This is a genomic window from Pseudomonas sp. JDS08PS003 (assembly GCF_045013505.1).
Taxonomy (GTDB): Bacteria; Pseudomonadota; Gammaproteobacteria; order Pseudomonadales; family Pseudomonadaceae; genus Aquipseudomonas; species Aquipseudomonas protegens_B.
On record NZ_CP120724.1, the window covers coordinates 4654469 to 4678152 of the forward strand.

The 23684-nt window shown below is 60.4% G+C and carries 25 protein-coding genes, 1 tRNA gene and 1 pseudogene; 20 read left to right on the forward strand and 7 right to left on the reverse strand.

The window, feature by feature from the left end; genetic code table 11:
* The first annotated feature begins 18 nt into the window (after window positions 1-18).
* The 14 genes from P7C00_RS20550 to gspM all read left to right on the forward strand — a co-directional run bounded on the left by P7C00_RS20550 (window position 19) and on the right by gspM (window position 13604).
* Window positions 19-1605, forward strand: coding sequence for a lytic polysaccharide monooxygenase (locus tag P7C00_RS20550; RefSeq protein ID WP_404937254.1), 1587 nt, complete (start codon window positions 19-21; stop codon window positions 1603-1605).
* A 243-nt stretch (window positions 1606-1848) separates the two neighbouring features.
* Window positions 1849-3375 carry an N-acetylglucosamine-binding protein GbpA gene (gene gbpA / locus P7C00_RS20555; protein ID WP_346635243.1) on the forward strand — a complete coding sequence of 509 codons (1527 nt, stop codon included), beginning with the start codon at window positions 1849-1851 and terminating at the stop codon, window positions 3373-3375.
* A 66-nt stretch (window positions 3376-3441) separates the two neighbouring features.
* Window positions 3442-3948 (forward strand): cytochrome b, encoded by a 507-nt coding sequence (locus P7C00_RS20560; protein WP_404937255.1) that lies wholly within the window; start codon window positions 3442-3444, stop codon window positions 3946-3948.
* Window positions 3949-3953: 5 nt separating this feature from the next.
* Entirely contained in the window at window positions 3954-4478 is a 525-nt protein-coding gene (locus P7C00_RS20565) for a type II secretion system protein N (RefSeq protein WP_346635241.1), read from the forward strand.
* 14 nt (window positions 4479-4492) lie between these two features.
* Window positions 4493-6409 (forward strand): type II secretion system secretin GspD, encoded by a 1917-nt coding sequence (gene gspD, locus P7C00_RS20570; protein ID WP_404937256.1) that lies wholly within the window; start codon window positions 4493-4495, stop codon window positions 6407-6409.
* Window positions 6406-7899 (forward strand): type II secretion system ATPase GspE, encoded by a 1494-nt coding sequence (gene gspE / locus P7C00_RS20575; protein WP_346635239.1) that lies wholly within the window; start codon window positions 6406-6408, stop codon window positions 7897-7899. Before gspD ends, gspE begins: the two co-directional genes overlap by 4 nt.
* Window positions 7900-7901: 2 nt before the next feature.
* Window positions 7902-9119: a type II secretion system inner membrane protein GspF gene (gene gspF / locus P7C00_RS20580; protein ID WP_346635238.1), complete on the forward strand. Its 1218-nt coding sequence runs from the start codon at window positions 7902-7904 to the stop codon at window positions 9117-9119.
* Between the two features lie 18 nt (window positions 9120-9137).
* Window positions 9138-9572, forward strand: coding sequence for a type II secretion system major pseudopilin GspG (gspG, locus tag P7C00_RS20585; RefSeq protein ID WP_346635237.1), 435 nt, complete (start codon window positions 9138-9140; stop codon window positions 9570-9572).
* A 3-nt stretch (window positions 9573-9575) separates the two neighbouring features.
* Window positions 9576-10070, forward strand: coding sequence for a type II secretion system minor pseudopilin GspH (gspH, locus tag P7C00_RS20590; protein WP_346635236.1), 495 nt, complete (start codon window positions 9576-9578; stop codon window positions 10068-10070).
* Entirely contained in the window at window positions 10045-10440 is a 396-nt protein-coding gene (gene gspI / locus P7C00_RS20595) for a type II secretion system minor pseudopilin GspI (protein WP_404937257.1), read from the forward strand. The genes gspH and gspI overlap by 26 nt, the downstream gene beginning before the upstream one ends.
* Complete coding sequence (gene gspJ / locus P7C00_RS20600) at window positions 10437-11072, forward strand: type II secretion system minor pseudopilin GspJ (protein WP_346635234.1); 636 nt, start codon at window positions 10437-10439, stop codon at window positions 11070-11072. The genes gspI and gspJ overlap by 4 nt, the downstream gene beginning before the upstream one ends.
* Window positions 11065-11952, forward strand: a complete 888-nt coding sequence (gspK, locus tag P7C00_RS20605) for a type II secretion system minor pseudopilin GspK (RefSeq protein ID WP_346635233.1) — start codon at window positions 11065-11067, stop codon at window positions 11950-11952. The genes gspJ and gspK overlap by 8 nt, the downstream gene beginning before the upstream one ends.
* A 6-nt stretch (window positions 11953-11958) precedes the next feature.
* Window positions 11959-13098, forward strand: a complete 1140-nt coding sequence (gspL, locus tag P7C00_RS20610) for a type II secretion system protein GspL (protein ID WP_346635232.1) — start codon at window positions 11959-11961, stop codon at window positions 13096-13098.
* A gap of 2 nt (window positions 13099-13100) precedes the next feature.
* Complete coding sequence (gspM, locus tag P7C00_RS20615; RefSeq protein WP_346635231.1) at window positions 13101-13604, forward strand: type II secretion system protein GspM; 504 nt, start codon at window positions 13101-13103, stop codon at window positions 13602-13604.
* A gap of 73 nt (window positions 13605-13677) precedes the next feature.
* Here the strand turns inward: gspM and P7C00_RS20620 are convergent, their stop codons facing one another.
* The gene (locus P7C00_RS20620; protein WP_123725856.1) at window positions 13678-14349 is read right to left on the reverse strand and encodes a Bax inhibitor-1/YccA family protein; all 672 of its coding nucleotides are present in this window, start codon (window positions 14347-14349) and stop codon (window positions 13678-13680) included.
* 123 nt (window positions 14350-14472) lie between these two features.
* Between P7C00_RS20620 and P7C00_RS20625 the strand changes: the two genes are divergently transcribed.
* Window positions 14473-14560, forward strand: a tRNA-Ser gene (locus tag P7C00_RS20625).
* Between the two features lie 178 nt (window positions 14561-14738).
* Here P7C00_RS20625 and P7C00_RS20630 read toward each other — a convergent pair.
* The 3 genes from P7C00_RS20630 to P7C00_RS20640 form a co-directional block, all read right to left on the reverse strand.
* The gene (locus P7C00_RS20630) at window positions 14739-14951 is read right to left on the reverse strand and encodes a hypothetical protein (protein ID WP_346635230.1); all 213 of its coding nucleotides are present in this window, start codon (window positions 14949-14951) and stop codon (window positions 14739-14741) included.
* A gap of 191 nt (window positions 14952-15142) precedes the next feature.
* Entirely contained in the window at window positions 15143-15496 is a 354-nt protein-coding gene (locus P7C00_RS20635; protein WP_404937258.1) for a CHAD domain-containing protein, read from the reverse strand.
* Window positions 15497-15612: 116 nt separating this feature from the next.
* The gene (locus P7C00_RS20640) at window positions 15613-16062 is read right to left on the reverse strand and encodes a tautomerase family protein (protein WP_346635374.1); all 450 of its coding nucleotides are present in this window, start codon (window positions 16060-16062) and stop codon (window positions 15613-15615) included.
* Between the two features lie 96 nt (window positions 16063-16158).
* On the opposite strand from P7C00_RS20640, the gene P7C00_RS20645 reads away from it, so the two are divergent.
* A complete protein-coding gene (locus P7C00_RS20645) occupies window positions 16159-17118 on the forward strand; it encodes a GlxA family transcriptional regulator (RefSeq protein ID WP_404940058.1) in 960 nt (319 codons plus the stop codon).
* 580 nt (window positions 17119-17698) lie between these two features.
* Window positions 17699-18631 carry a diguanylate cyclase domain-containing protein gene (locus P7C00_RS20650; RefSeq protein WP_346635228.1) on the forward strand — a complete coding sequence of 311 codons (933 nt, stop codon included), beginning with the start codon at window positions 17699-17701 and terminating at the stop codon, window positions 18629-18631.
* 183 nt (window positions 18632-18814) lie between these two features.
* Here P7C00_RS20650 and P7C00_RS20655 read toward each other — a convergent pair whose 3' ends face one another.
* Window positions 18815-19447, reverse strand: coding sequence for a hypothetical protein (locus P7C00_RS20655; RefSeq protein ID WP_346635227.1), 633 nt, complete (start codon window positions 19445-19447; stop codon window positions 18815-18817).
* A gap of 571 nt (window positions 19448-20018) precedes the next feature.
* On the opposite strand from P7C00_RS20655, the pseudogene P7C00_RS20660 reads away from it, so the two are divergent.
* Window positions 20019-20218, forward strand: a pseudogene (locus P7C00_RS20660) (DUF159 family protein); the annotation flags it as partial.
* 287 nt (window positions 20219-20505) lie between these two features.
* Window positions 20506-20766: a hypothetical protein gene (locus tag P7C00_RS20665; protein WP_123725845.1), complete on the forward strand. Its 261-nt coding sequence runs from the start codon at window positions 20506-20508 to the stop codon at window positions 20764-20766.
* 293 nt (window positions 20767-21059) lie between these two features.
* On the opposite strand, the gene P7C00_RS20670 is transcribed toward P7C00_RS20665, so the two are convergent.
* Both P7C00_RS20670 and P7C00_RS20675 read right to left on the reverse strand, forming a co-directional pair.
* Window positions 21060-21896, reverse strand: coding sequence for a bifunctional allantoicase/(S)-ureidoglycine aminohydrolase (locus tag P7C00_RS20670; protein ID WP_123725844.1), 837 nt, complete (start codon window positions 21894-21896; stop codon window positions 21060-21062).
* Between the two features lie 185 nt (window positions 21897-22081).
* A complete protein-coding gene (locus P7C00_RS20675; RefSeq protein ID WP_404937259.1) occupies window positions 22082-22966 on the reverse strand; it encodes a LysR family transcriptional regulator in 885 nt (294 codons plus the stop codon).
* 129 nt (window positions 22967-23095) lie between these two features.
* On the opposite strand from P7C00_RS20675, the gene pseH reads away from it, so the two are divergent.
* Window positions 23096-23644, forward strand: a complete 549-nt coding sequence (gene pseH, locus P7C00_RS20680; protein ID WP_346635226.1) for a UDP-4-amino-4,6-dideoxy-N-acetyl-beta-L-altrosamine N-acetyltransferase — start codon at window positions 23096-23098, stop codon at window positions 23642-23644.
* The last annotated feature ends 40 nt before the right edge of the window (window positions 23645-23684 follow it).

The following is a 23684-nucleotide window of genomic DNA, read 5'->3' on the forward strand; positions in this document are numbered from 1 at the left end:
CAAACTAAGGATCAATCGATGATCACGTTGCACCGAGCCCGTTCATTCCTCAAATTGCCTTTGGCCATGGCCATCGGCATGGCTTCGCTCGCGGCTCAACAAGCCAGCGCCCACGGCTACATCGAAAGCCCGAAAGCCCGTTCGTTCATGTGCAGTGCCGGTGGTGGCAACCAGAACGGCAACTGCGGCTCTGTCGCCTATGAACCGCAAAGCGTCGAGTACTTCGGCACGCCGGGTGGCGGCCGCGAGCACTTCCCGAGCAACGCCAAGGCCTGCACCGGCGACTTCCGCGTTTGCGGCCCGGCCGACGGCACCATTGCCGCCGGTGGCATGACCGGCTTTGCCAAGCTCAACGAACAGTCGAGCAGCCGCTGGACCAAGAACACCATCAAGCCGGGCCCGCAGACTTTCACCTGGAAGTACACCGCCGGCCACGCTACCCGTTACTGGCAGTTCTACATCACCAAGAAAGACTGGAACCCGAACCAACCGCTGACCCGCGACTCGTTCGAAATGACCCCGTTGCTGGATGAAAAATGGAACGGCAGCATGCCGGCCAAAGCCGGGCAGAACACCAAGCACGTGGTCAATATCCCGGCCGACCGCAGCGGTTATCACGTGATGCTGGCGACCTGGAAAGTGCATGACAACTCCAACACTTTCTACTCGGTGGTGGACCTGAACATCGACAACGCCAACGCGGTTGAATCGCAGTGGAGCGACATCGGCGCGGTCCAGCCCGAGCCGCTGAAAGTCGGCGACAAGGTCATGACCCGGGTGTTCACCAACAGCGAACAACAGGCCAAGCAAGTGGTGCTGAATATCGATTCGGCAGCACTGGCCAACGAAAACGTCTGGCCGTTCGAACTGGCGAAGAAGGTCAACGCCGCCAAACTCGGCTACCAGATGGGCTTGCTGGACGACAAGGATCAGATCGTGCCCAACCGTGGCAAGAACAGCATCTTCGTCAACAAGGGCAGCGACATCAGCAGCGTGATCATCGCCAAGGAACTGGCCAGCCAGCCGAGCGAGCTCAGCGTCACCGGCGTGCAGTCTGAATACACCGCGAAGAACGGCCAGGTCGACCTGCACTTCAACGCCATCGTCAAGGCCAGCGACCCGAAAGACGAATACACCGTCTACGCCAAGGTGTTCGACACCGCAGGCAAGACCCTGGCCTATGAACATGCACCGATCGGCAACCTGACCCCGCACTTCTCGATCTCGCTGAAAGACACCAAGGCCGGCAAATACGACCTGGTGGTGGTCTCCAGCTCGAAGAAAGGCGAGTTGATGCAGCAAACCGCACGCTTCACCGTGAAGGCCGAAGAGAACGTCGGTGGCGGCGAAACACCAGGCAACGGTGGTGACAAGCCGGGCAACGGCGGCGACAAGCCCGTTGAAGGCGGCAAGTACGACCACGTCTTCCCGCAAGGCTTGAGCGCCTACAAGGCCGGCACCCTGGTGCTGCAGCCCAAGGACGGCAAGACCTACAAGTGCAAACCGCACCCCTACAGCGGCTACTGCGTGCAGTGGAAAGCCGGCGCCACTCAGTACGAGCCGGGTACCGGCAGCCACTGGGGCATGGCCTGGGATCACCAATAACCAATAAAGCGAAGGTTTGACCCTTGAGCGTGGCATGTGAATGCCACGCTTTTTTTTGCCTGTTGGTCCGGCTTCAGCGGACGACTCTCGTACTCGTCCCATGGGACCGCTCTGCCCCGCCACGTAGCCTGTCTCTGCTCTCGGGGATGCGTCGGCACGGAGGCCAGCCGCCCCATCAGGTCGGACCCCATCCGCACCCTCGGGACCTTTTGTATCCATTTCTAATTGCTCAAGGCTTTCTCAATGATCAACTCCACCCGAGCCCGCTCGTTCCTCAAACTGCCTCTGGTCCTGGCCATGGGCGCTGCCGGTCTTGCCGCTCAACAAGCGTCCGCCCACGGTTACATTGAATCCCCTAAAGCTCGCTCCTTCATGTGCAGCAGCAATGGCGGTCAACTCAACGCCAACTGCGGCGCCATCACCTACGAACCGCAAAGCGCCGAGTACATCGGTCGTCCGGGCGGTGGTTTCTCGCACTTCCCAAGCAGCGCCCAAGCCTGTACCGGTGACTTCACCAAGTGCGGCCCAGCCGATGGCACCATCCCTGCCGGCGGCCTTGACCGCTTCGCCGAGATCAACGAGCAATCGGCCACTCGCTGGACCAAGACCACCGTCAAGCCGGGTCCGCAAACCTTCACCTGGAAGTACACCGCCGGTCACGCCACTCGCTACTGGCAGTTCTACATCACCAAAAAAGACTGGAACCCGAACCAGAAGCTGACCCGTGACTCCTTCGAGCTCAAGCCGCTGCTGGATCAGCCATGGCCAGCCCTGAACACCCCGGCCCCCGCCGGTGGCAAGACTCAGCACACCGTGAACATCCCGTCTGACCGCAGCGGCTACCACGTGCTGCTGGCCACCTGGAAAGTGCACGACACCGACGCCACCTTCTACAGCGTGGTCGACCTGAACATCGACAACGGCGCAGTGATTCCATCCTCCTGGTCCACCGTGGGCGCAGTACAGCCTGAAGCACTGAGCATCGGCGACAAGGTCAAGACCCGCGTGTTCAACGCACAGGGCGAAGTGAACGCCAAGCAAGTCGTGCTGAACATCGATTCTGCCGAACTGGCCAAGGCCGACGTCTGGCCGCGCGAACTGGCCAAGAAGGTCAACGCCGCCAAGCAGGGCTACCAGATGGGCCTGCTCAACGACAAGGACGAAGTGGTGCCCAACTTCGGCAAGAACGACATCCTGGTCAAGAAAGGCAGCGACATCGTCAACGTGATGATCGACAAGGAACAGGCGGCCAAGCCGGGCGAGCTGGCCATCACCGGCATGCAGTCCGAATACACCTTGAAGGACGGCAAGGTCGACCTGCACTTCAACGCCATTGCCAAGGGCGGCGACTACACCGTGAAAGCCACCGTGTACAACGCCAAGAATGAAAGCGTAGCGTTCCAGCAGGCTCCGGCCGGCAACACCCCGCACTTCTCTATCCCGCTCACCGGTCAGAGCGCCGGCAAGTTTGACCTGATCGTGGTAGCCACCTCGAAGAAGGGCGACCTGCTGCAACAGACCGCCAGCTTCACCCTCAAGCAGGAAGAAAGCAGCGGCGGCGGCGAGAGCGGTGGCAAGTACGACCACGTGTTCCCACAGGGCCTGAGCACCTACAAAGCCGGCACCGTGGTCCTGCAGCCTAAAGACGGCAAGACCTACAAGTGCAACCCGTTCCCTTACAGCGGCTACTGCATTCAGTGGAACAGCGGTGCCACTGCATTCGAGCCGGGTGTAGGCGCCAACTGGCCGTCGGCCTGGACTCGCCAGTAAGTCACACCTTCGTCAACCCGAGCGTGGCGCCCCGGCGCCACGCTTCTTTTGCCAGTCATGCCCCCTATGCCTACTTGCAATTACTCCAGACCCCACGTGCTGCTGCACTGGACGTTCGCCTGCATCATCATCTGGGCGACTGTCAGCGGCTTCGGCAACGCCTTGCTTGACCTGCCAACCGTGATCGCCGATGGCATCAGCTTCGTCAATGTGTCCTTGACCTTCATGCTGATTCCCCTGTTCGGCCTGCGAATTCTCTGTGCCCTGGATCATCGTGAACCGGTGCACGCCAATCGAACCCTGCGCCTGCTGGCCAAATGCGGCCACCTGGCGCTCTACGTCGTGACCGGTTTTGTCCTGGTCACCGGCGTGCTGATGATGGAGCGACCGATCAACCTCTTCGGCGTGCTGTCTCTGGCTCAGCCCCTTCAAGAACCCCTGCTCACCGACTTCTTCAATGTGCTGCACAAGTACGCCTGTATGGCCCTGGCGCTGCTGGTGGCCGGGCATGTGGCGGCGGTGGCCGTGCATCATTGGCACGGTGAAAAACTCCTGCAGCGCATGTCCCTGTGAACGCCTTGCGCTTTTGCCCACGCGTCGCCCTGCGGGCCGGCGCGCTGCTATTGCTATTGAGCTGGCTGGGCTGGCTTGGCCGTGACAGCTGGCTGTGGCTGCAGAATCTGGAGCAGAGCGGCACCGCAGTGCCTGCCGAAGCCCCGGCCCCGGCCCATCAGCCACCCGACACCGCAGCCATTGCCCAACTGTTCGGCGTGCAGCCCCAGGAGGCCAGCGGCAACCAGCCACGGGTGCCCCTGACGCTGCTGGCGAGCCTGGTGGAAAGCCGCCCGGAACTGTCCCGGGCCTTGATCGAGTCCCCTGAAGGCAGCCGTTTCTACCGCATCGGCGAGCCCCTTCCCGGGGGCGGCAGCCTGCGTGAAATCGGCACCACCCAGGTTCGTGTCCAGCGCTATGGCGAGGACCAGGCCCTGTCCCTGGCCGGCCATGCCACCCCCTTGCTGATCCCGCTGCCCGCTGTCCGCGACGTGCCTTCGAGCACCGCGGCACGGGGCGAGCCCGACAGCCCTGTCCAACCTTCCTTGTGACCCCCCAAGACACCATGAAACGAGCATTTATCGCAGGTTCCCTGCTGGCCCTCGGCACGCTGATCGGCCCCCTTCACGCCACTGAAAAACTGCCCCTTGCGCAGCAGTGGACCTTGAACATGAAAGACGCGGAACTGCGCGATCTGGTCAACGAAGTCGGGCAGATCACCGGCAAGACGATGATTCTCGACCCACGCCTGAACGGCAAGGTGACGGTGCAGTCCAGCACCGCCATGGACCAGAAAGGCATCTATTCGCTGTTTCTCACCGCCCTGCGCAGCCAGGGATATGTGGCCATGGACCAGGGCGACCGGGTGCTGATCCTGCCGGTGGCCGAGGCCAAGACCAAGGCCCATGTCGAAGCCAGCGGAGCCAGTGAAGAGTTCGTGACCCAGGTCATCGAACTGCACAACGCCAATGCCAGCGAAGTGGCCGCCGCCGTGCGCCCGCTGGTGGCGGTGGATGCCTACATGGCGCCGTCCACCACCTCCAACGCGCTGATCGTTTCCGACAGCGCCAACAATGTGCAGCGGGTGCGCCAGGTAGTGGAAGAACTGGATAACGCCGGTGGCCGCCAGTTCAACATCCTGCAGCTCAAGCACGCCTGGGCCGGTGATGTGGCCAAGACCCTGACCGACAGCCTGACCGACAGCAACGGTGCCCAGACCAGCGCCAAGGCCATTGGCGATGCCCGCAGCAACCGCCTGATCCTGGTGGGCCCGGCGCCCATTCGCCAGCAGATGCAACGCCTGGCCCAGAGCCTCGACGTGCCGAACAACGCCGGCGAAAACGCCCGGGTGCGGCGCCTCAACCACAGCGACGCGAAGAAGCTCGAAGAGCTGCTCAGCGGCATCGGCAAGCGCCTGGAATCCGGCGGCCGCGGTGAAGGCCAGAAGCAGGACAACCCGGTGCTGGTGAGCGCCGACGAAAGCCAGAATGCCCTGGTGCTGATGGCCTCGCCGGCACAACTGGCGACCTTCGAAACCATCATCGACGAACTCGACCAGCCCCGCGCCCAGGTGCTGGTGGAAGCGGCCATCGTCGAAGTCAGTGGCGACATCAACCAGGCCCTCGGCGTGCAGTGGGCCGGAGGCCGGGGCAAATGGGGCGCGGCCAGCAACTTCAACAGCGCCGGCATGACCATCGGCACCCTGCTGGGCAACCTGGAGAGCGGCAAGAGCCCGACCCTGCCGGACGGCGCCGTGATTGGCATCGGCAGCAGCAACTTCGGCGCGCTGATCACCGCCCTGTCCAGCGACTCCAACAACAACCTGCTGTCCACCCCGAGCCTGCTGACCCTGGACAACGAGCAGGCGGAAATTCTCGTCGGCCAGAACGTCCCCTTCCAGACCGGCTCCTACACCACCGACACCGCCGGTGCCAGCAACCCCTTCACCACCGTGGAGCGCAAGGATGTGGGAATCACCCTCAAGGTCACCCCGCACATCAATGAAGGCAACTTCCTGCGCCTGAAAGTCGAACAGGAAAGCTCCGAGCTGGCCGCCGCGCCGCCGGGCATCAGCACCAGCGACGTGATCACCAACAAGCGCTCGGTCAAGAGCACCATTCTGGCCAACGACGGGCAGATCATCGTCCTTGGCGGCCTGATCAAGGACAACATCAAGGTCCAGGTGAGCAAGGTGCCGTTGCTGGGTGATATCCCTTGGGTCGGCAAGCTGTTCAGCAGCAGCAAGGAGGTCAACGAGAAGACCAACCTGATGGTGTTCCTGCGCCCGACCCTGCTGCGCAACACCGGCAATGCCGACAAGCTCAGCACCCAGAAATACAACAACCTGCGCTCACTGCGCACCCTGGACGGCAAGACCCGGGGCCAGTTGCCGCAGAACCCGCACCAACTGTTCGACGCCAACAGTGACGGCGATCAGGGCCTGATCGACATGCGGGCGACCGAGGCCGCGCAGCAACCATGATCACGCCCATCGAAAGTCCGCGCCTGGCCTTTGCCTATGCCCGGCGCCATGGCGTGGTCCTGGAGCATCAGGCCCAGGGCGCCGTGCTCTATTGCCGGGTCAATACGCCCTGGTCGGTGATCGCCGAGGTGCGCCGCTTCAACGGCGCGCCCCTGCGCAGTGAAGTGCTCGACGAACAGGCCTTCGCCGAGCGCCTGGCGGCCCACTATCGCGATGGCCAGGACGGGGCCAAGCAGGTGGCCGATGGCCTGGGGGAGCAGTTCGACGAAGAGTTCGACCTCTGCAGCCTGGCCGACCAATTGCCGAAAACCACCGACTTGATGGAACAGGAAGACGACGCGCCGATCATCCGCCTGATCAACGCGATCCTCAGCGAGGCGGTCAAGAGCAAGGCCTCCGACGTGCACCTGGAGGCCTTCGAGGAACATCTGTCGGTGCGCCTGCGGGTCGACGGCCTGCTGCGTGAAGTGCTGCGCCCGCGGCGCGAACTGGCGACCCTGCTGGTGTCGCGGATCAAGGTCATGGCCAAGCTCGACATCGCCGAAAAGCGCATCCCCCAGGACGGGCGCATTGCCCTGCGCATTGCCGGGCACGAGGTGGATGTGCGGGTTTCGACCCTGCCCTCCAGCCACGGCGAACGGGTGGTGATGCGCCTGCTGGACAAGCAGGCCGGGCGCCTGGACCTGGGCCACCTGGGGATGAACCCGCAGGTACGCCAGCGCCTGGAAAACGCCCTGCACAAACCCCACGGCATCCTCCTGGTCACCGGCCCCACCGGTTCCGGCAAGACCACCACCCTGTACGCCGGGTTGGCCAGCCTCAACAGCCTGGAGCGTAATATCCTCACCATCGAGGACCCGGTGGAATACCACCTCACCGGCATCGGCCAGACCCAGGTCAACGCCAAGGTCGACATGACCTTCGCCCGGGGCCTGCGAGCCATCCTGCGCCAGGACCCGGACGTGGTGATGGTGGGCGAGATCCGTGACCGCGAGACCGCGGAAATCGCCGTCCAGGCCTCCCTCACCGGGCACCTGGTGCTCTCGACCCTGCACACCAACAGTGCCATCGGCGCAGTGACTCGCCTGGTGGACATGGGCATCGAGCCGTTCCTGCTCTGCACCTCCTTGCTCGGCGTGCTGGCCCAGCGCCTGGTGCGCCTGCTGTGCCCCGAATGCAAGGAACCTCATGACGCCGACCCCGCGGCCTGCGAACGCCTGGGCCTGAACCCCGCTGGCGCACCGCTGCTGTACCGCCCGGTGGGTTGCCCGAGCTGCCAGCAGTCGGGTTATCGCGGTCGCCGGGGGATCTACGAGCTGGTGCTGTTCGACGACACCCTGCGCCAGTTGATCCACACCGGCGCCGGTGAATATGAACTGCTGAATCACGCCCGCCAGCACAGCCCCAGCCTGTTCGACGACGGCCAGGCCATGGTGCTGCAAGGGCTGACCAGCCTGGAAGAGTTGCTGCGGGTTACCCAGAAGGACTGAAGATGGCCGCCTACGAATACCTGGCCATGTGCGCCGCCGGGAAAAAAACCAGCGGCGTGCTGGAAGCCGACAGCCCACGGCAGGCGCGGCAGATGCTGCGCGAACGGCAACTGATCGCCCTCAAGGTCAGCGCCAGCCAAGGCAAGCGCAGCAGTGGCACCGGCAGCGCCAAGGTCTCCGGTGGCGGCTTGAGCAGCGCCGAACTGGCGCTGCTGACCCGCCAGCTGGCCACCCTGGTGCAGGCTTCGCTGCCCCTGGAAGAAGTGCTGGCCGCCGTGGCCGCGCAGTGTGAAAAGCAGCGCCTGAAAAGCATGCTGCTGGCCATACGTGGCCGAGTCCTGGAGGGCTACAGCCTGGCGGTGGCCCTGGGCGGCTACCCCAAGGCCTTTCCCGATCTGTACCGGGCCACGGTGGCCGCCGGCGAACGTTCCGGACACCTGGATCAGGTGCTGATGAACCTCGCCGACTACACCGAGGCCAGCCAGGCGGCGCGCCAGCAGATTCAGTTGGCCATGCTCTACCCCAGCATCCTCATGGTGGCGGCCATCAGCATCGTCGGTTTTCTCCTGGGCTTCGTGGTGCCGGACGTGATCAAGGTGTTCATCGACAGCGGCCAGGAGCTGCCGCTGCTGACTCGCGGCCTGATCGCCAGCAGCGCCGTGCTGCGCGATTACGGCCTGCTGTTGCTGATCCTGATCGGCGTCGGGATCACCGCAGGACGGGCCGCGTTGCGCAAGCCGGGCAACCGTGAACGCTGGCACGCCCTGGTGCTGCGCCTGCCGGTGATCGGCGGCCTGGTCAGGGCCAGCAACTGCACGCGTTTTGTCAGCACCCTGGCGATTCTCGGACGCAGTGGCGTACCGCTGCTGGACGCCCTGGCGATTGCCAGTGAAGTGGTGGCCAACCAGAAAATTCGTACCGGTCTGAAAGACATCGTCCGAGGCGTGCGCGAAGGTATCAGCCTGACCCGAGCGCTGGAGCTCAACGGCAGTTTCCCGCCGATGATGCTCTACATGATCGCCAGCGGTGAACGCTCCGGCGAGCTGGACAGCATGCTCGAACGCGCCTCCCAGCAGCAGGAACAACAACTGGCCAACCGCATTGCCTTGCTGGTGGGCCTGTTCGAGCCGGCGATGCTGGTGTTCATGGGCGCCTCGGTGCTGGTCATCGTGCTGGCGATCCTGATGCCGATCCTCAGCCTGAACCAATTGATTACCTGAATCTGGAAAGCCCCCAACGTGTACACAGCTAAAAAACAACGTGGTTTCACCCTGATCGAAATCATGGTGGTGGTCGTGATCCTCGGCGTCCTTGCCGCCCTGGTGGTGCCGCAGATCATGAGCCGGCCCGACCAGGCCAAGGCCTCGGCCGCGCAAAGCGATATCAAGGCCATCGCCATGGCCCTGGACATCTACAAGCTCGACAACCACCAGTACCCCAGCAGCCAGCAAGGCCTGCAGGCCTTGGTGAGCAAGCCCAGCGGCGCGCCAGCGGCCCGTAACTGGAACCCCGACGGTTACCTCAAGCGCCTGCCGATCGATCCTTGGGGCACCCACTACCAGTACCGGGTTCCGGGCACTCGGGGCGGCGCCTACGACCTGTTCTCGTTCGGTGCCGACGGCAAGATCGGCGGCGAAGGCCTGAACGCGGAAATCGGCAACTGGGACCGTTGACCGGTGCAGCGACGCCACGCCCGGGGCTTCACCCTGCTGGAATTGTTGGTGGTGATCCTGTTGATTGCTCTGACTGCCGGCCTGGTGGGCCTGGTCAATCCCGACTCCGGCCCGCGCCAGGCACGCCAGGAAGCCCAGCGCCTGCAAGCGCTGCTGCAGTTGCTGCGCCAGGAAGCGGTGCTCAGCTACAACGACTACGGTCTGCGCATCGAACCTGACGGCTATAGCGTGCTGCGCCTGGACGCCCGTGGACGCTGGGTGGCGGACCCTGAATTGCGCCCCCACCGCCTGCCCGACAAGTTGCGCCTGCGCCTGGAAGTGGCCGAAGCCGGGGCTGCCCTGGGCAGCGGGCGCCAGCGCGATGGCCTGCCGCAACTGCTGGTGCTCTCCAGTGATGAAACCAGCGCCTACACCTTGTGGGTCGAATACCGTAATCAGCCGCTGGTGAGTCTTTCCAGCGACGGCATACAGGATGCGCAACTTGATACCCAGGACTGATCGGGGCTTCACCCTGCTGGAGGTGATGGTGGCCCTGGCGATTTTCGCCACCTTATCCATCGCCCTGTTCAGTGCGGTGCAGCATATCGCCGTGAACAGCGCCAACCTCGCCGAACGCACCCAGGCCTTGTGGATCGCCGACAACCGCATGAATGAGCTGCGCACCGCAATGCAGCAACCGTCCATGCGCTCTACGCAAGAACGCATCGAATTCGGAGGCCGCAGTTGGTGGCTGTCGAGTGACGTCGAGGCCGCGCCGGATACCCGCTTGCTGAAGATCGAACTGCGGGTTTCCGCCGAATCCAGCCCGCAGCGCGCCCGCCAGTACAGCCGCGCGCGGCTGCTTGGCTACATTGAGGCACGCCCATGAAGCAACGGGGTTTCACCCTGCTGGAGGTGGTCGTGGCCATTGCCATCTTCAGCCTGCTGGGCCTGGCCACCTATCAGTTGCTCGACCGGGTACTGCGCAGCGACCAGCGCATCGGCTTGCATGAGCAGCAACTGCGGGACCTGCAACGGGCCATGAGTCTGTTCGAGCGGGATCTGGTCCAGGCCCGCCGCCAGCCCCTGACCGATGATCCCAGCCACAGCCAGGCACTGATCAGCCAGCCCGACGGTGTCCGCCTGGTGCGTGGCGGCTGGAACAACCCGCTGGACTATGCCCGAAGCGACCTGCTGCAGGTCAGCCACCGCTGGCAGGACGGCGTCTGGCTGCGGGAAACCCGCGCCCTGTCCCAAGCCATTGCCGAGCCCGGAGCCCAGGAGCGCGCCGTCGGCCCCACCCGCCAACAGCAGCAACTGCTGAGCGGCGTGCAACTGACCCGGTTGCGCTTTATCGACGCCCAGGGCCAGGGCCACGAACACTGGCCAGTGGGCACCGAGAGCCTGAGCCTGCCGGCGGCACTGGAGATCGAACTGGATGCCCCGGGCTATCCCCAGGTGCGCCGGGTAATCCTGTTGCCCGGCGGCCTCGATAGCGAAGAGGAACCCGGCCATGACTAGCCCGGCCCGGCAGCGAGGCGTGGCCCTGCTCAGCGTGTTGCTGATCACCGCCCTGGTGACCCTGGTGGTGAGCAACATGCTGGCTCGGCAACGGCTGAACCTGCACAGCAGTAGCAATCTGCTGCAACAGCAACAGCTGTGGAATCTGGCCTTGAGCGGTGAAAGTTGGGCCCGCCAGCAACTGCTGGAAGACGCCCGCAGTGAAGGCGGCCTGCTGGTGACCCACCTGGGCCAGCACTGGGCACAACCGGCGCCGCTGTTCGAAATCGACGGCGGGCGCATCCACATTCAGTTGGAGGACCTCGGTGCCCGGCTCAACCTCAACAGCCTGCGTCAGGGCAACGACCTGAATCTGCGGGCGCGCTACCAGCGCCTGCTGGCCCAGCAAGGCATCAGGGCCCATGACCCGGCGCTGCTGATCGGCCAGAACAATCGCGACGGCATGCCGCTGCCCTTGAGCGACCTCAGTGAACTGCGGCAACTGCCCCAGGTGGACAGCCAGGTCCTGCAACAGCTCGAACCCCTGGTAGGCGCCTTCGGCAACAGTGCAATCAACGTCAACACCACCCGCGCCGAGGTGCTGGCCAGTATCGAGGGCATCGACCTGCCCACCGCCCGTACCCTGGCCAGCTCACGTCCGGCCAAGGGCTACCCCGACGTGGCGGCCTTTCTCTCCAATCCCATGCTCCAGGGGCGGGATATCAGCCCCCGGGGACTGGGGGTCAGCAGCCGGCAATTTCGCGCCACCATCGACGTCGAACAGGGCCTGCGCCGACTGCGGCTGGTCAGCGACCTGCGAGTAATGGATGCCGAGAACGTCCGGGTTCAGCAGCGCACGCTGCTGCCCAGCCCACCTCCTGATCAATCGAAAACCGAGTAAACCGACATGAGCCAGTGGCTTTATCTTTCCCCCCACGCCACCGGGGCGACGCCATGGCGCTGTTTCTGGTGGCAGGCCGACGGCCCCCTGCATCAGGGCAACCTGGAACAGGCCGCAGCGGACCTGAACCAACAGCCGTTGACCTTGCTGCTGCCCATGGAAATGGCCAGCCATCATCAGGTCAGCGTACCCGCACGCAGCGGTCGCTGGCTGCGTCAGGCGCTGCACAGTGCCCTGGAGGAGCAACTGATCGATGAGCTGGACAGCCTGCACCTGGCCCACGGACCGCTCAAGGACAAACGCCATTGCCCGGTGCTGGCCCTCAATCGCGAGCGCCTGGGCTATTGCCTGGAACAACTGGCCAGGCACGGGTTGCAGCCGTCGCGCATTCATATCGATGCTGATTGCCTGCCCCAGGACCGGCCCCGAGCCCTGGCCTGGGACGGCCGCTGGCTGCTGGGCGGCAGTGCGCCGCTGCGCCAGGCCCTGGGACCGGATGAGCTGGGCAGCCTGGCCCCGCTGCTGCCGGCGGACCTGCACTGGCAAGGGCCGCAGCCGCCGGCCCTGGACCCAGTCGAGACCCAGGGCTGGCAAGCCGACGAACGTCCCTGGGACTGCCTGAGCCAGGGTTCGCAACAGGCCATCGACCTGCGCCAGGGCGAGTTCCAACTGCGCCATCGACAGGCCGCCCCCTGGCGCCTGGCCCTGCTGCTACTGCTGATTGCCGGCGGCGCGCAACTGCTGCAGAGCGCTGGCCAGCGCTGGTACCTGGACCATCGGAGCGACCGGCTTGAGGAACAGAGCCTGGCCCTGTGGCAACAGCGTTTTGCCGATGAAGGCCCGGCCACCGACCTGACGGCACAGATTCGCGCCAAGCAACAGCAAGAGGTCGAAGAGGTCATCGGCAGCGCCCACAAGCTGTCGCAACTGGCCGGCCAATGGAGCGCCAGCCACGGCGCCCTGGCGCTGGTCCACCGTCTCGACTACCAGGCCGGCGAAGGCTGGAGCCTGCACATCAGCGCGCCGGCCTTTGCCGATCTTCAACAACTGCGCGAAGGCCTGATTGCCCAGGGCCTGGACGCCAGCACCGACTCTTCCGTACGCGACGCCCAAGGGGTCAGCGCGCGGTTGCAGATCAAGGAGTGAACGTGACCCAAGCCGTACGGAAAAAGTCGCCCCTGTCCACCCTGCTCCGCCAATCCCAAGGGCACTGGCAGCGCCTGGCCAAACGTGAGCAGCGGGCCCTTCAAGGGCTGGCCCTGTTCAGCGCTGCGACCCTGTTTTATCTACTGCTCTGGCAGCCACAGCAGCAGGCGCTGAGGCTTGCAGAGCAACGTTTTATCGAGGTAACCGATTTGCATCATCAGCTTCAACAACTGCCCGCCACCGCGCCGTCCAGCACCGCCATGGCGATTTCCGCCGAAGCCCTGCCCGGGCTGCTGGCTCGCTCCAGCAGCCAGGCCGGTCTCAACCTTGAGCGCATGGACAATGACGCCCCAGGCCGGATCAACCTGGCCCTGGAAGGACCGCTCAACAGCCTGATCAGCTGGGTTGATCAATTGGAACAGCAGCAGGTGGAGGTGCAGTCGTTTTCCATCGAGGTCAGCAAGGAAGCCATCGCCACCGCGCGCCTGCAGGTCCAGACCCGCTGAACCCGGCGCCCTTTTCTCGAAGACACAAAAAAGCCCGCCGAAGCGGGCTTTTTCATTGATTCAACGCCAGGGATCAATCATCGCGACCCATGATGCCGAACAGTTGCAGCAGGCTGACGAACAGGTTGTAGATCGATACATACAGGCTGATGGTGGCCATGATGTAGTTACGCTCGCCGCCATGGATGATGGCGCTGGTCTGGAACAGAATGCAGACCGAGGAGAACAGCACAAAACCGGCGCTGATCGCCAATTGCAGGCCGCTGATCTGGAAGAAGAAGCTGGCCAGTACCGCGCCCATCAGGACAAAGAAGCCGGCGGTGATGAAACCACCGAGGAAGCTCATGTCCTTGCGGGTGATCAGCACGTAGGCCGACAGACCACCGAACACCAGGGCGGTCATGGCGAAGGCCGAGCTGACCACTTCAGCGCCGCCCTGCATGCCCAGGTAGCGGTTGAGAATCGGGCCGAGCAAAAAGCCCATGAAGCCAGTCAGGGCGAAGGCCGAGACCAGGCCCCAGGCCGAGTCACGGAGTTTGTTGGTGAGGAAGAACAGACCGTAGAAGCCGATCAGCACGACAAAAATGTTCGGGTAGCCGACGCGCATCTGCTGCGCCACATAGGCCATGACACCGCTGAATGCGAGGGTCAGAGCCAGCAAGCCGTAAGTGTTGCGCAGGACGCGGCTAACCTCTAGCTGCTCGGCCTGCACGCCGTTGTTAACTGCGTAATCCTGTTCGCGCATGGCGACACTCCTGTTGGGGGAAACGTTTAGTGGCAAAGATCATAACAGAGGCTCTGTAACTCGCGATGCAGAGAGTTTGACAGTGTGTTTCATTCGGGTATTATGGCGCCCGCAATGCGATCTGGAGGTGTGGCCGAGTGGTTTAAGGCAGCGGTCTTGAAAACCGCCGACTGTAACAGGTCCTAGAGTTCGAATCTCTACGCCTCCGCCAAATCTCAACGAGAAAGCCCTGATTTTTCAGGGCTTTTTTGTGTCTGGGGTTTGGCATTCCTGACGCACCGACACATGGCGTTTCCGCAACTCCCCCCCTTCTAAGGCGTTCCGCCTGACAATCCCCCCAAGCTACAGTTCGTCGGTGCGAATCGCGCCTCACTCAAGCCTCTTTGGATTCATCCCAGAGACAGTCCGCTATGCCAGCAGTTCCTCAACTGCCAGGCATCCTGGAAAAGCCCCACGAAAACCAGCTCACGCCAATCGATGCTCTTGAGTCGATAGGCATTGAGCATTAACAGAGCATTGAAGGCACTGTCTTGGGACTGAGCTCCTCCTGCCCAATCAACCACATCTTCATTTTGTAATAATTCAGCTGCAATACTGCGCATACAAAGCGTGCTTTTTTTCCTGCTGCCACCTAAGGCAGCTTTTTTTTGCCCGCTTGTTTTGGGACCGCTTTGTCTGATTGACCAATTGGACCTCAGCCTTTTGCAGTGCCGTCCAGACCTGCTTCAGAGGCCGCAGGTCGGCTTCAATCAGATCGCCATTGGCCTCAATCACGCGAAAGCTTGATGGCCATTTATCCAGCCGAACCAACAGGTTCTTGATGGACTACCCATTGAGAATGCTTTCGTAGCTTGAATCCAATCGAGACGCTCTGGTTTGCGCCAGCCCGCCCCCCCTTCTCCTGAAGCTCCAGGATCATCACTTCCAAATCCCGGGCCGGGGTCGTTTCTCTGCCGACTTCTGCTGCCGCGCTGTTTAAAGCTGCAACCTCATTCAATAAACGAAATGGCTTCAACAGGCTTCTAATCTTCCTGACGGCTATTCTGAGATCGTGCAAAGCCTCATTGTCGGTACGACACTCCAAGCGCGCCTGCGCGTGATAAAGCGCAACTTGGAGGGTCAGTATCTCAGCCACAAACTTGTTCACAAATGATGTTCAGAGCAGCCTCGTCGAGAGATTGCTGGGTTAGATCAAGCAACGACCTTGAACACGTCCTTCATGCACGAACGACAACGGGATAGGCCAAATGCAGTGCACTTCTACTATGCCGGCCCTTGCAGATGTCGGTATCCAGCCGCTTGAATGAAATCAGCCAAGTGCCAAATCTCTCCATTCGCAGCCCATAAACCATCTTTGACTTCATCAAGGATGATAGAAGTCATGACGATCCGTTGATCGCCGGCTGCTTGCGCCTGGCTGACTGCCTGATGCAAACGCTTTACATAGTCGCTTCGCATGGCCTCATTCAACACGCCAACAGGAACCTTGACCTGCACGATGCAGGGAATGGCCCGAGCGCTGATATCCATCGCGCCGCATGTCCAGGAGCCTGCAGGCACTTCATCAATGAGCGTCCAACACAGTCCCTGTTGACGAGGATCATCGCCGATTTGTTCGACTGCCACGGCCACTTTCGTAACCTCTTCGCAAAGCCGTGCCTGTTGCTCGGAAGTAAAAGAACCTTGAGGCACTTTGATCAAAATATTTGGCATACCGGTTAACGCTCGATGAAATGGAGGCGTCATTAAGCCAGTCATGCAACACTGCAACCAGAGACCGATTTGACATCTTTCATGCATAATCAGCCAATGAACGACTTCACGATTTTGGTCGCCAATGGCGCCTTTGCCTCCAGTGTCGCCCTGACTCTGGACATCCTTTCGACGGCAGCCGTAATCGCTCAGCGACAAGGCACCGCTGTACCACGCTGGCAGATCTGCGGGGTGGACACGGATTGCGTGACCCTCGGCCACGGCATGCAAATTGCCGTTCAGCCCTTGACCACTCGATTCGATGACCGCTCTTGCTGGATTATCCCCGGCATCGGAGTCGCCGATGCCCTTACACTCGAACACCGATTGAAACAGGCGGATATTGCCCTGTTGATTCCGGCATTACTCACCCACGTGCAATCAGGAGGCGACGTAGCCGCATCCTGTTCCGGGGTATTCGTCCTGCAGGCTGCGAACCTGCTCGCCGGGCACTGTGTGACCACTTCCTGGTGGCTGGCCCCCTTGCTCCGGCAGTGGGCACCTGAGTGCCAGGTCGATGCCGATCGCATGGTCATCATCGACCCGCCATTGATCACCGCGGGCGCAGCGCTGGGTCATAGTGATCTGATGTTGCATCTTCTGCGAAGCCGCTTCTCCCCGGCTTTGGCAGATGCCGTTGCAAGGGCACTACTGATAGATGGCAGGCAACTACAATCGCCCTTCATGGTTCCGGCAATGATGGCTCAGGGGAACGAATTGATCGCACAGTTGACGGCCCATATTGAAGACTCGCTACCAGCGACTATCAGTGTCAGTGCACTCGCCTCCAGCTTTGGTTTGTCAGAACGGACCTTGTCTCGACACGTCCACAAGGCAACCGGCTATAGCCCGTTACGGCTGATCCAGCGAGTCCAGGCCAATAAAGCCCGAGAACTGCTGGCAAACAGTAAATATTCAATCGACACCATTGCCGAACACGTCGGATACAGGGACGCCACCTCCCTGCGGCGACTGATGAAAAAGATGCTGAACGCAACACCACGGCAATTGCGCTAGCGACCATGGCGAACTGTTTTCAATTCAATTGTCCGATGTGGAGTGCGACTCGAACAGCTCGCTTGTTCATAACTGCACGTCGATAATCAGCTTCGCCTCCGCTCGCTTTGCGGCAAGTCTTTATCACCCTGGCTAGATACGCATGGTGGGTTGAAACGCATTACTTGCACGCTTTTAGATCAACCCCCAAGCATTAGCCTTCTGAAAAAAAGTACAGACATCAATCTCAGGCGAGTACTTTTCTACCTTGGAAAGCGAATATGAATATTTAAAAAATGGTCAACACCTGCTGAACGTCAAGCGGTCGCACGAGAAAAAAGCGATGCGTTAAGTCGCTGGCAAAGATAGCGCCAAGCCCCCAATGTTGTTTCACTTCTGAAGCAGCTCAGCGCAGCTGTCGGCATTTCAGCAGCTCTTTTTACTGCCCCCAATCGTAATCACTATAGAAGACATAGAAAAACAGGCATTGAGTCTTTCAGCGACTACAATGAAAAAATAGAACACTCAAACCATTGTCACGCCTCGACACTACAACACTTGAAAACAATCCTTATCCCTCGCTCCTACTGACGGATCATGTATGAAGCTTGAAATACTCAAACAGGCGGTTATGGATTCGCGAGACGGGATCACCATCTCCGACAATTGCATTGATGACAATCCGTTGATATTTGTAAACCCTGCTTTTGAACGGATGACCGGCTATTCATTCGAAGAAATTACCAACATCAACTGTCGATACCTACAAAGAAACGACAGAGATCAACCTGAACTGGAGCTTATTCACAACGCGGTAAAAAAAGGCGAGTACTGCCTCGTAACCTTGCGCAACTACCGCAAGGATGGAAGCATGTTCTGGAATGAGTTAAGCATATCGCCAATCCATGATGAAAACGGGGCTGTCAGCAACTTTATCGGCATCCAAAAAGATGTAACATCGAGAATGCTTATACAGCAGCAACTTCGCGACGAACATCAGTCTCTCGAGGAAATGAAAATACACTTCGAGCAACTGTCCATAAAAGACGGACTCACGGGGATATACAATCGCCGTTTTTTTGATACGCAGTTCGAAATCCAATGGAAAATTGCCTGCCGCAATGGCGACTCATTGACTCTTGCCATGATTGATATTGATCACTTCAAATCTTTCAATGATATTTATGGGCATCAAGCGGGTGATGAAGCGCTCATACGCGTCGCTGACAGTTTGAATAAATCCTTTCAGCGTGGCTCCGACTTTGCAGCCAGGTATGGCGGCGAAGAATTTGTAATCCTGTCCAATGGCATGACCAAAGAGCAAGCCTCTCTGTATGCCCAAACGCTATGCCAACGAGTTCGGGATCTAAAAATACCGCACTCCGCCTCCAGCACGGGATACTTAACCATAAGCATCGGCTTTTCAGTTCATACATTTGGTCTGCGGCATCCGTCTAACGTGCTACTGGCTCAAGCCGATAAAGCGCTCTATGCAGCTAAAGAACGGGGCAGAGACCAATCATTAAGCTTCTAGGTTCTGTAGCAAAAGCTGGAGCTTGCATCACCCGCCTGTCGATAATCCATCGAAAGCTCCACGCCCAGGCCAGCCGTACAGATGGTGCAGCAATTCGGCCCATGCAGTACCCGCCGGGGTTATGACGTAATCGAGGGTGCTGACCACAGGATCGAGGCGAAGAAACACCTGGACACGCTTCCTTCATTTGTCCAGATTCAGTAGTTCCTGCATCCGTAAGCCAATTATTCCTCGCAACCACGCAGCGTGAAACTCCATTTCTTCCAGAGAAGTATCCTCAGCCAATCGATATACAAACTCCTTGTCCCTCGGTCCCTGACACACGACGCTAAAATGGCCATGACGGTCATAACTGGCGAGCACGTAAGGGCAGATACAAATAATGTCGCTAAATGGCACCTGCACTTCGGTGGGCTTACGACCGCGACGGGTGACCGTGAGGGTCAGCAATTGCTGGTTTTCGTCGAACGTGAAGGCCAGCACTCTAGGCGCAGAGAAGATCCACGCGAAGACCAGCCCCATGAGCACAACAGAACCACACAGGAGCTGGATGAACAACCACGTTGTGAGGCTAGACCCATCGCTGTTTGGTTCATCTGACATCGCTTCGAACCCGAGAAGGACCAGTATCGTCAGCACTAAGCCCGGCAACAACCCAAGCACCACAAAGCAGAAACCCAAAATGGCCGCACCCGTGCTTCCAATGGTCAGTAAATCCGTGCCGCGATGCCAGATAGGTGGGTGGACGCCAGGGTTTTCAGTACTTGGCGCGGCTAGAGGCGTTGCGACAGGCTGAGGTGGGCTTTGACGATTCATCTAGCAGGCTCCAGGTTTTGCAGCGCAGACGGTACCACTACTACCAGATGGCCAGGTCCAGGATCATCGGATTTTTTCACTGCGTTTATTGGTCGATGCTCTACCCGGGGCGCTCGCCTTTCATACCAGGCAGTCGAAGGTGCGAGCTACAGCGATTCAGTTCCTTGTTCTGAGTATCAGAGCCAGCACTATGAAGAGGCAGGCAGGTAACAAAAACCAATTACCTCCACCCGCCATACCCACACCAAACAATGTGCACCCAACTAATAACAACGGCAGATTGATTGCGAATTTCATAGCACGCTCCGTGTTTTAGAAAGCAATCCAAGTGGGTCAGACACGCAGCCAATATACCAGTTGATCCTGGTCTTCGGTCCTCAGTCATAGGTCGCGCTACGTTTGGCGAATCTGCAAATTGTGACGCGACAACAGGTGATGCCGGCGATTGAGTTAGCCTTCGAGACGTTCAGCCAGGTTATCCAGTTAACGCCTATGTCACGCTTGGAGATTTCCAGTTATGGGCAGCATATCGGTTGGCCCTATCTGGAGCATGGCGCTAAGCCCACGGGACTTCTTCCGGCAGATCTGATCACACCGGGTGATCGGCCCGATCGACAACTGGTTCGAGTAAGTGGACGACAGCGGCCCGAAGAAACAGACCTATCTGATCCGACACCGCGACGGCTCCCCCATCTCTGCGTCCCGATCGGACAGCTTCCGGCCCCAGATGAAGGCCAGGGCGAGCATGAAGACTTTTTGATCATCACCGCCCGCCCAGCGCGGAATAGATCGAACCATCTGAGTAAGGCGAGTCAGCGATGAATAGCGCCATTTCTCTCTTCAAGGCTCGGGACGCAAGTAGTCAAATCAAGGACAGACTCAAGAATGTTGTTGAGCACTGCCTTGCTGATAGCAAAATAGTATCTAGACTCCAGTGCGCTTCACCCTCATTGACTGGCAGGTCTAGTTAAGTTGTATAGAACAACATAACGACTGCAAGCATTGGATAGCAGTCAATAGCCAGATCAAATAAACCTCAATCTAAAAGGAATATAGATATGGGTATTACCGTTACCAACAAATCATCGAAAAAAATTGAAGCCTCGATCAACAAATGGGGTAGCGACGGCGACACCAAATTCTTCGGAATCGATAGCGGCAAGCAGGAAAGCTGGGACCGATCAGACGACCGTGGCTTTGTGCTGTCCCTGAAAAGGAACGGCACCCAGGCGCCTTACTATGTGCAGGCCACAAGCAAGATCGAAATCGAAAACAGTACGGTGAAAGACCACGGTGAAACCATTCACCCGGTCGCGTAAGGCACTAGCAACAGCCAAGGCTGCCCTCGGGCGCCTTGGCTTCAAGTTGATACGTTGGAACAGCGCTCAATAACCGTCTACTGGTCCGAGTCAACTCGGCGGATGTCCGCCTGATACGTCGAGATATCCCTCAATCCCGGAGCGAGCGTCGGCGCGAAAGAACATCGCTCCCCCCTCCGGCGCCTTCATCTCTACCCCGCTGCGCAATCAAAAAACCGGCGAATGATCGCCGGTTTTCATGACGTGCCGTTCGGCCGTGCAGAGCGTCAAACCGCCCCTGCCCTGCCATCGAATCAATGCGGCGCGTTCAGGGTCAGGCGCATCTGGCGGTTCACATCCTTGTACAGCAGGTAGCGGAAGCGACCCGGGCCGCCGGAGTAGCAGGCCTGCGGGCAGAACGCGCGCAGCCACATGAAATCGCCAGCCTCGACCTCGACCCAATCCTGGTTCAGGCGATACACCGCCTTGCCTTCCAGAACATACAGGCCGTGCTCCATGACGTGGGTCTCGGCGAAGGGGATCACGCCGCCCGGCTCGAAGTTGACGATGTTGACGTGCATGTCGTGGCGCATGTCGCTCATGTCGACGAAACGGGTGGTGCTCCAGCGACCTTCGGTGTCAGGCATCACCCGCGGCTCGATGTCCTGCTCGTTGGTGACGAACGCGTCCGGATAAGGCACGCCGTCGACTTTCTGGTAGTGCTTGCGGATCCAGTGGAAACGCGCTTCGGTGCCGCTGGTGTTGCGCAGCTTCCAGTCGGCGGCCGGAGGGATAAAGGCATAGCCGCCGGGCTTGAGGACGTGCACCTGGCCTTGCAACGTCAGGTTGACTTCACCCTCGACGACAAACAGCACCGCTTCGGCGTTGGGGTCCTGCTCGGGCTTGTCGCTGCCGCCATTGGCGCCCACTTCAACGATGTACTGGGAAAAGGTTTCGGCGAAACCCGACAGCGGACGGGCAATGACCCACATGCGCATGTTGTCCCAGTGCGGCAGGTGGCTGGTGACGATGTCACGCATCACGCCCTTGGGGATCACCGCGTAGGCTTCGGTGAACATGGCGCGGTCGGTGAGCAGCTCGGTCTGCGCCGGGTGCCCGCCGTGGGGCGCGTAATAAGTGGTTTTGGACATGGAGACTCTCCTCATTGTTGTTTTGCTGCCCCGTGCTGCAACGCCGCCGGGGTGAACAAATCTGCGGAGCGACGCGCCAGGCAATGCCGGGTATCGCTGCTGGCCACCACGATATCCAGCGCCGCTTTCATGCACAAATTAAATACTGAACTACGGCATATTCATTTATCGAATACCAAGCGGATTCAGCCACGGGTGTCCTGGGCCAGCACCCGTGACAATACCCGCGCCAGCTCCTTGACCATGGGATCGGCCGCCAGGCGGTGCAGCAGCGCCACCTCGAACACATCCACCGATGGCAGGCCAATGCTTTTGGGCAGCACCTCATGCCCCGGGGTCACCGCCCGCAGCGGCAGCAAGCCGATGCCCATGCCGTCGGCAATGGCCGACTGCAAGCCACTGAGGCTGGAGCTGGTGAAACTGATATGCCAGCGCCGGCCGATGGTTTCCAGGGCACTGATCATTTCATCGCGATACACCCCGCGAGGCGGGAAGGTGACGATGGGCAACGGGTCGAGGTCGATGCAGGGGTTTTTCGCACTGTCCACCCAGCGAGTCTTCTCGGGCCAGCACGCCACGGCCTCACGGCTGTTGCGCAATTGCTTGAGTACCACCAGGTCCAGTTCGCCACGGTCATAACTGCCACTCAGGTCGCGGCTCATGCCGCTGGTGACTTCCAGCTTGACCTGGGGGTAGCGCCGGTTGAACGCCGCCAGTTGCTCAGTGGTGCGCCCCGCAGCAAAGTCGTCCGGCACGCCGATACGCACCGTCAGCGCCACCGTGGCCCCGGACAGCGCCTCAAGCATCTCGTCGTTCAGCGCCAGCAGCCGCCGGGCATAGCCCAGCAAGGTCTCGCCGGCATCGGTGGGTAGCACGTCGCGGTTGCCGCGCTCCAGCAGCCGGTGCCCGGCCATGTCCTCCAGACGGCGTATCTTCTGGCTGATGGTGGACTGGGTGGAATGCAGGCGACTCGCCGCGGTGGTGAAGCTGCCGCAATCGGCCACCGTGACAATGGCGCGCAGCAAGTCGAGGTCGAACAGGCGGCTATTGGGTTTCTCAATGTCGCTCATGCAGGTATCTGTTTTCTGAATGCGAGGGTTCTTTCTACCGGTTCTTGTCCCAAGAGACAAATCCATGCAACGGCAGTGGATATGCCATCATGCGCCACCACCGCTCACCCATCCGAGAAGGACATCAGGATGCAGTTCATCCCCCTGGTCGATGCCGATCCCGCCACTCAGGCCCATGTACGCACGCTGCGCAACCAGGAGGAGGTGCGCAAGTACATGTACACCTCCCATGAAATCAGTGAACAGGAACACCAGCGCTGGCTGAGTTCCTTGCAGGGCAATCCGGCCCAGGCAGTGTTTGTCGTCGTGGGCGAAGGCCAGGCCCTGGGCATCGTTTCACTGAATGCCATCAATGCCCGACAGAAAACCGCCGACTGGGCGTTCTACCTGGACGCCAAGCAGCAAGGCAAGGGCCTGGGCAGCCTGATCGAGTTCTGGATGCTGGACTACGCCTTCACTGAAGCCGGTCTGGAAAAGCTCAACTGCGAGGTGCTGGCCAGCAACCCGGCGGTGATCAACATGCACCTGAAATTCGGTTTCCAACAGGAGGGGCTGCGGCGCCAGAACATCCTCAAGGATGGCCAACGCATGGACGTCGTCCTGCTGGGCATCACCAAGGCGGAGTGGCAGAGCAAACGCCCGATGCTTGAGCCGCTGATCGCCCGCCTGGGCAGATAAGCCGCCAAGGCACCCGGCTGTAGTTGCAGCGTATCGGGCG

Excerpts from the sequence above, each read along its gene's own strand:
- P7C00_RS20655 (WP_346635227.1), bottom strand. The coding sequence starts at position 19,447 with ATGAATCGTCAAAGCCCACCTCAGCCTGTCGCAACGCCTCTAGCCGCG.
- gspI (WP_404937257.1), top strand. The coding sequence starts at position 10,045 with ATGCGCAACTTGATACCCAGGACTGATCGGGGCTTCACCCTGCTGGAG.
- P7C00_RS20560 (WP_404937255.1), top strand. The coding sequence starts at position 3,442 with ATGCCTACTTGCAATTACTCCAGACCCCACGTGCTGCTGCACTGGACG.
- P7C00_RS20675 (WP_404937259.1), bottom strand. The coding sequence starts at position 22,966 with ATGAGCGACATTGAGAAACCCAATAGCCGCCTGTTCGACCTCGACTTG.
- P7C00_RS20650 (WP_346635228.1), top strand. The coding sequence starts at position 17,699 with ATGAAGCTTGAAATACTCAAACAGGCGGTTATGGATTCGCGAGACGGG.
- pseH (WP_346635226.1), top strand. The coding sequence starts at position 23,096 with ATGCAGTTCATCCCCCTGGTCGATGCCGATCCCGCCACTCAGGCCCAT.
- gbpA (WP_346635243.1), top strand. The coding sequence starts at position 1,849 with ATGATCAACTCCACCCGAGCCCGCTCGTTCCTCAAACTGCCTCTGGTC.
- gspJ (WP_346635234.1), top strand. The coding sequence starts at position 10,437 with ATGAAGCAACGGGGTTTCACCCTGCTGGAGGTGGTCGTGGCCATTGCC.
- P7C00_RS20670 (WP_123725844.1), bottom strand. The coding sequence starts at position 21,896 with ATGTCCAAAACCACTTATTACGCGCCCCACGGCGGGCACCCGGCGCAG.
- P7C00_RS20550 (WP_404937254.1), top strand. The coding sequence starts at position 19 with ATGATCACGTTGCACCGAGCCCGTTCATTCCTCAAATTGCCTTTGGCC.
- P7C00_RS20640 (WP_346635374.1), bottom strand. The coding sequence starts at position 16,062 with ATGCCAAATATTTTGATCAAAGTGCCTCAAGGTTCTTTTACTTCCGAG.
- P7C00_RS20630 (WP_346635230.1), bottom strand. The coding sequence starts at position 14,951 with ATGCGCAGTATTGCAGCTGAATTATTACAAAATGAAGATGTGGTTGAT.
- gspL (WP_346635232.1), top strand. The coding sequence starts at position 11,959 with ATGAGCCAGTGGCTTTATCTTTCCCCCCACGCCACCGGGGCGACGCCA.
- P7C00_RS20645 (WP_404940058.1), top strand. The coding sequence starts at position 16,159 with ATGAACGACTTCACGATTTTGGTCGCCAATGGCGCCTTTGCCTCCAGT.
- P7C00_RS20665 (WP_123725845.1), top strand. The coding sequence starts at position 20,506 with ATGGGTATTACCGTTACCAACAAATCATCGAAAAAAATTGAAGCCTCG.
- gspD (WP_404937256.1), top strand. The coding sequence starts at position 4,493 with ATGAAACGAGCATTTATCGCAGGTTCCCTGCTGGCCCTCGGCACGCTG.
- gspE (WP_346635239.1), top strand. The coding sequence starts at position 6,406 with ATGATCACGCCCATCGAAAGTCCGCGCCTGGCCTTTGCCTATGCCCGG.
- gspF (WP_346635238.1), top strand. The coding sequence starts at position 7,902 with ATGGCCGCCTACGAATACCTGGCCATGTGCGCCGCCGGGAAAAAAACC.
- P7C00_RS20620 (WP_123725856.1), bottom strand. The coding sequence starts at position 14,349 with ATGCGCGAACAGGATTACGCAGTTAACAACGGCGTGCAGGCCGAGCAG.
- gspK (WP_346635233.1), top strand. The coding sequence starts at position 11,065 with ATGACTAGCCCGGCCCGGCAGCGAGGCGTGGCCCTGCTCAGCGTGTTG.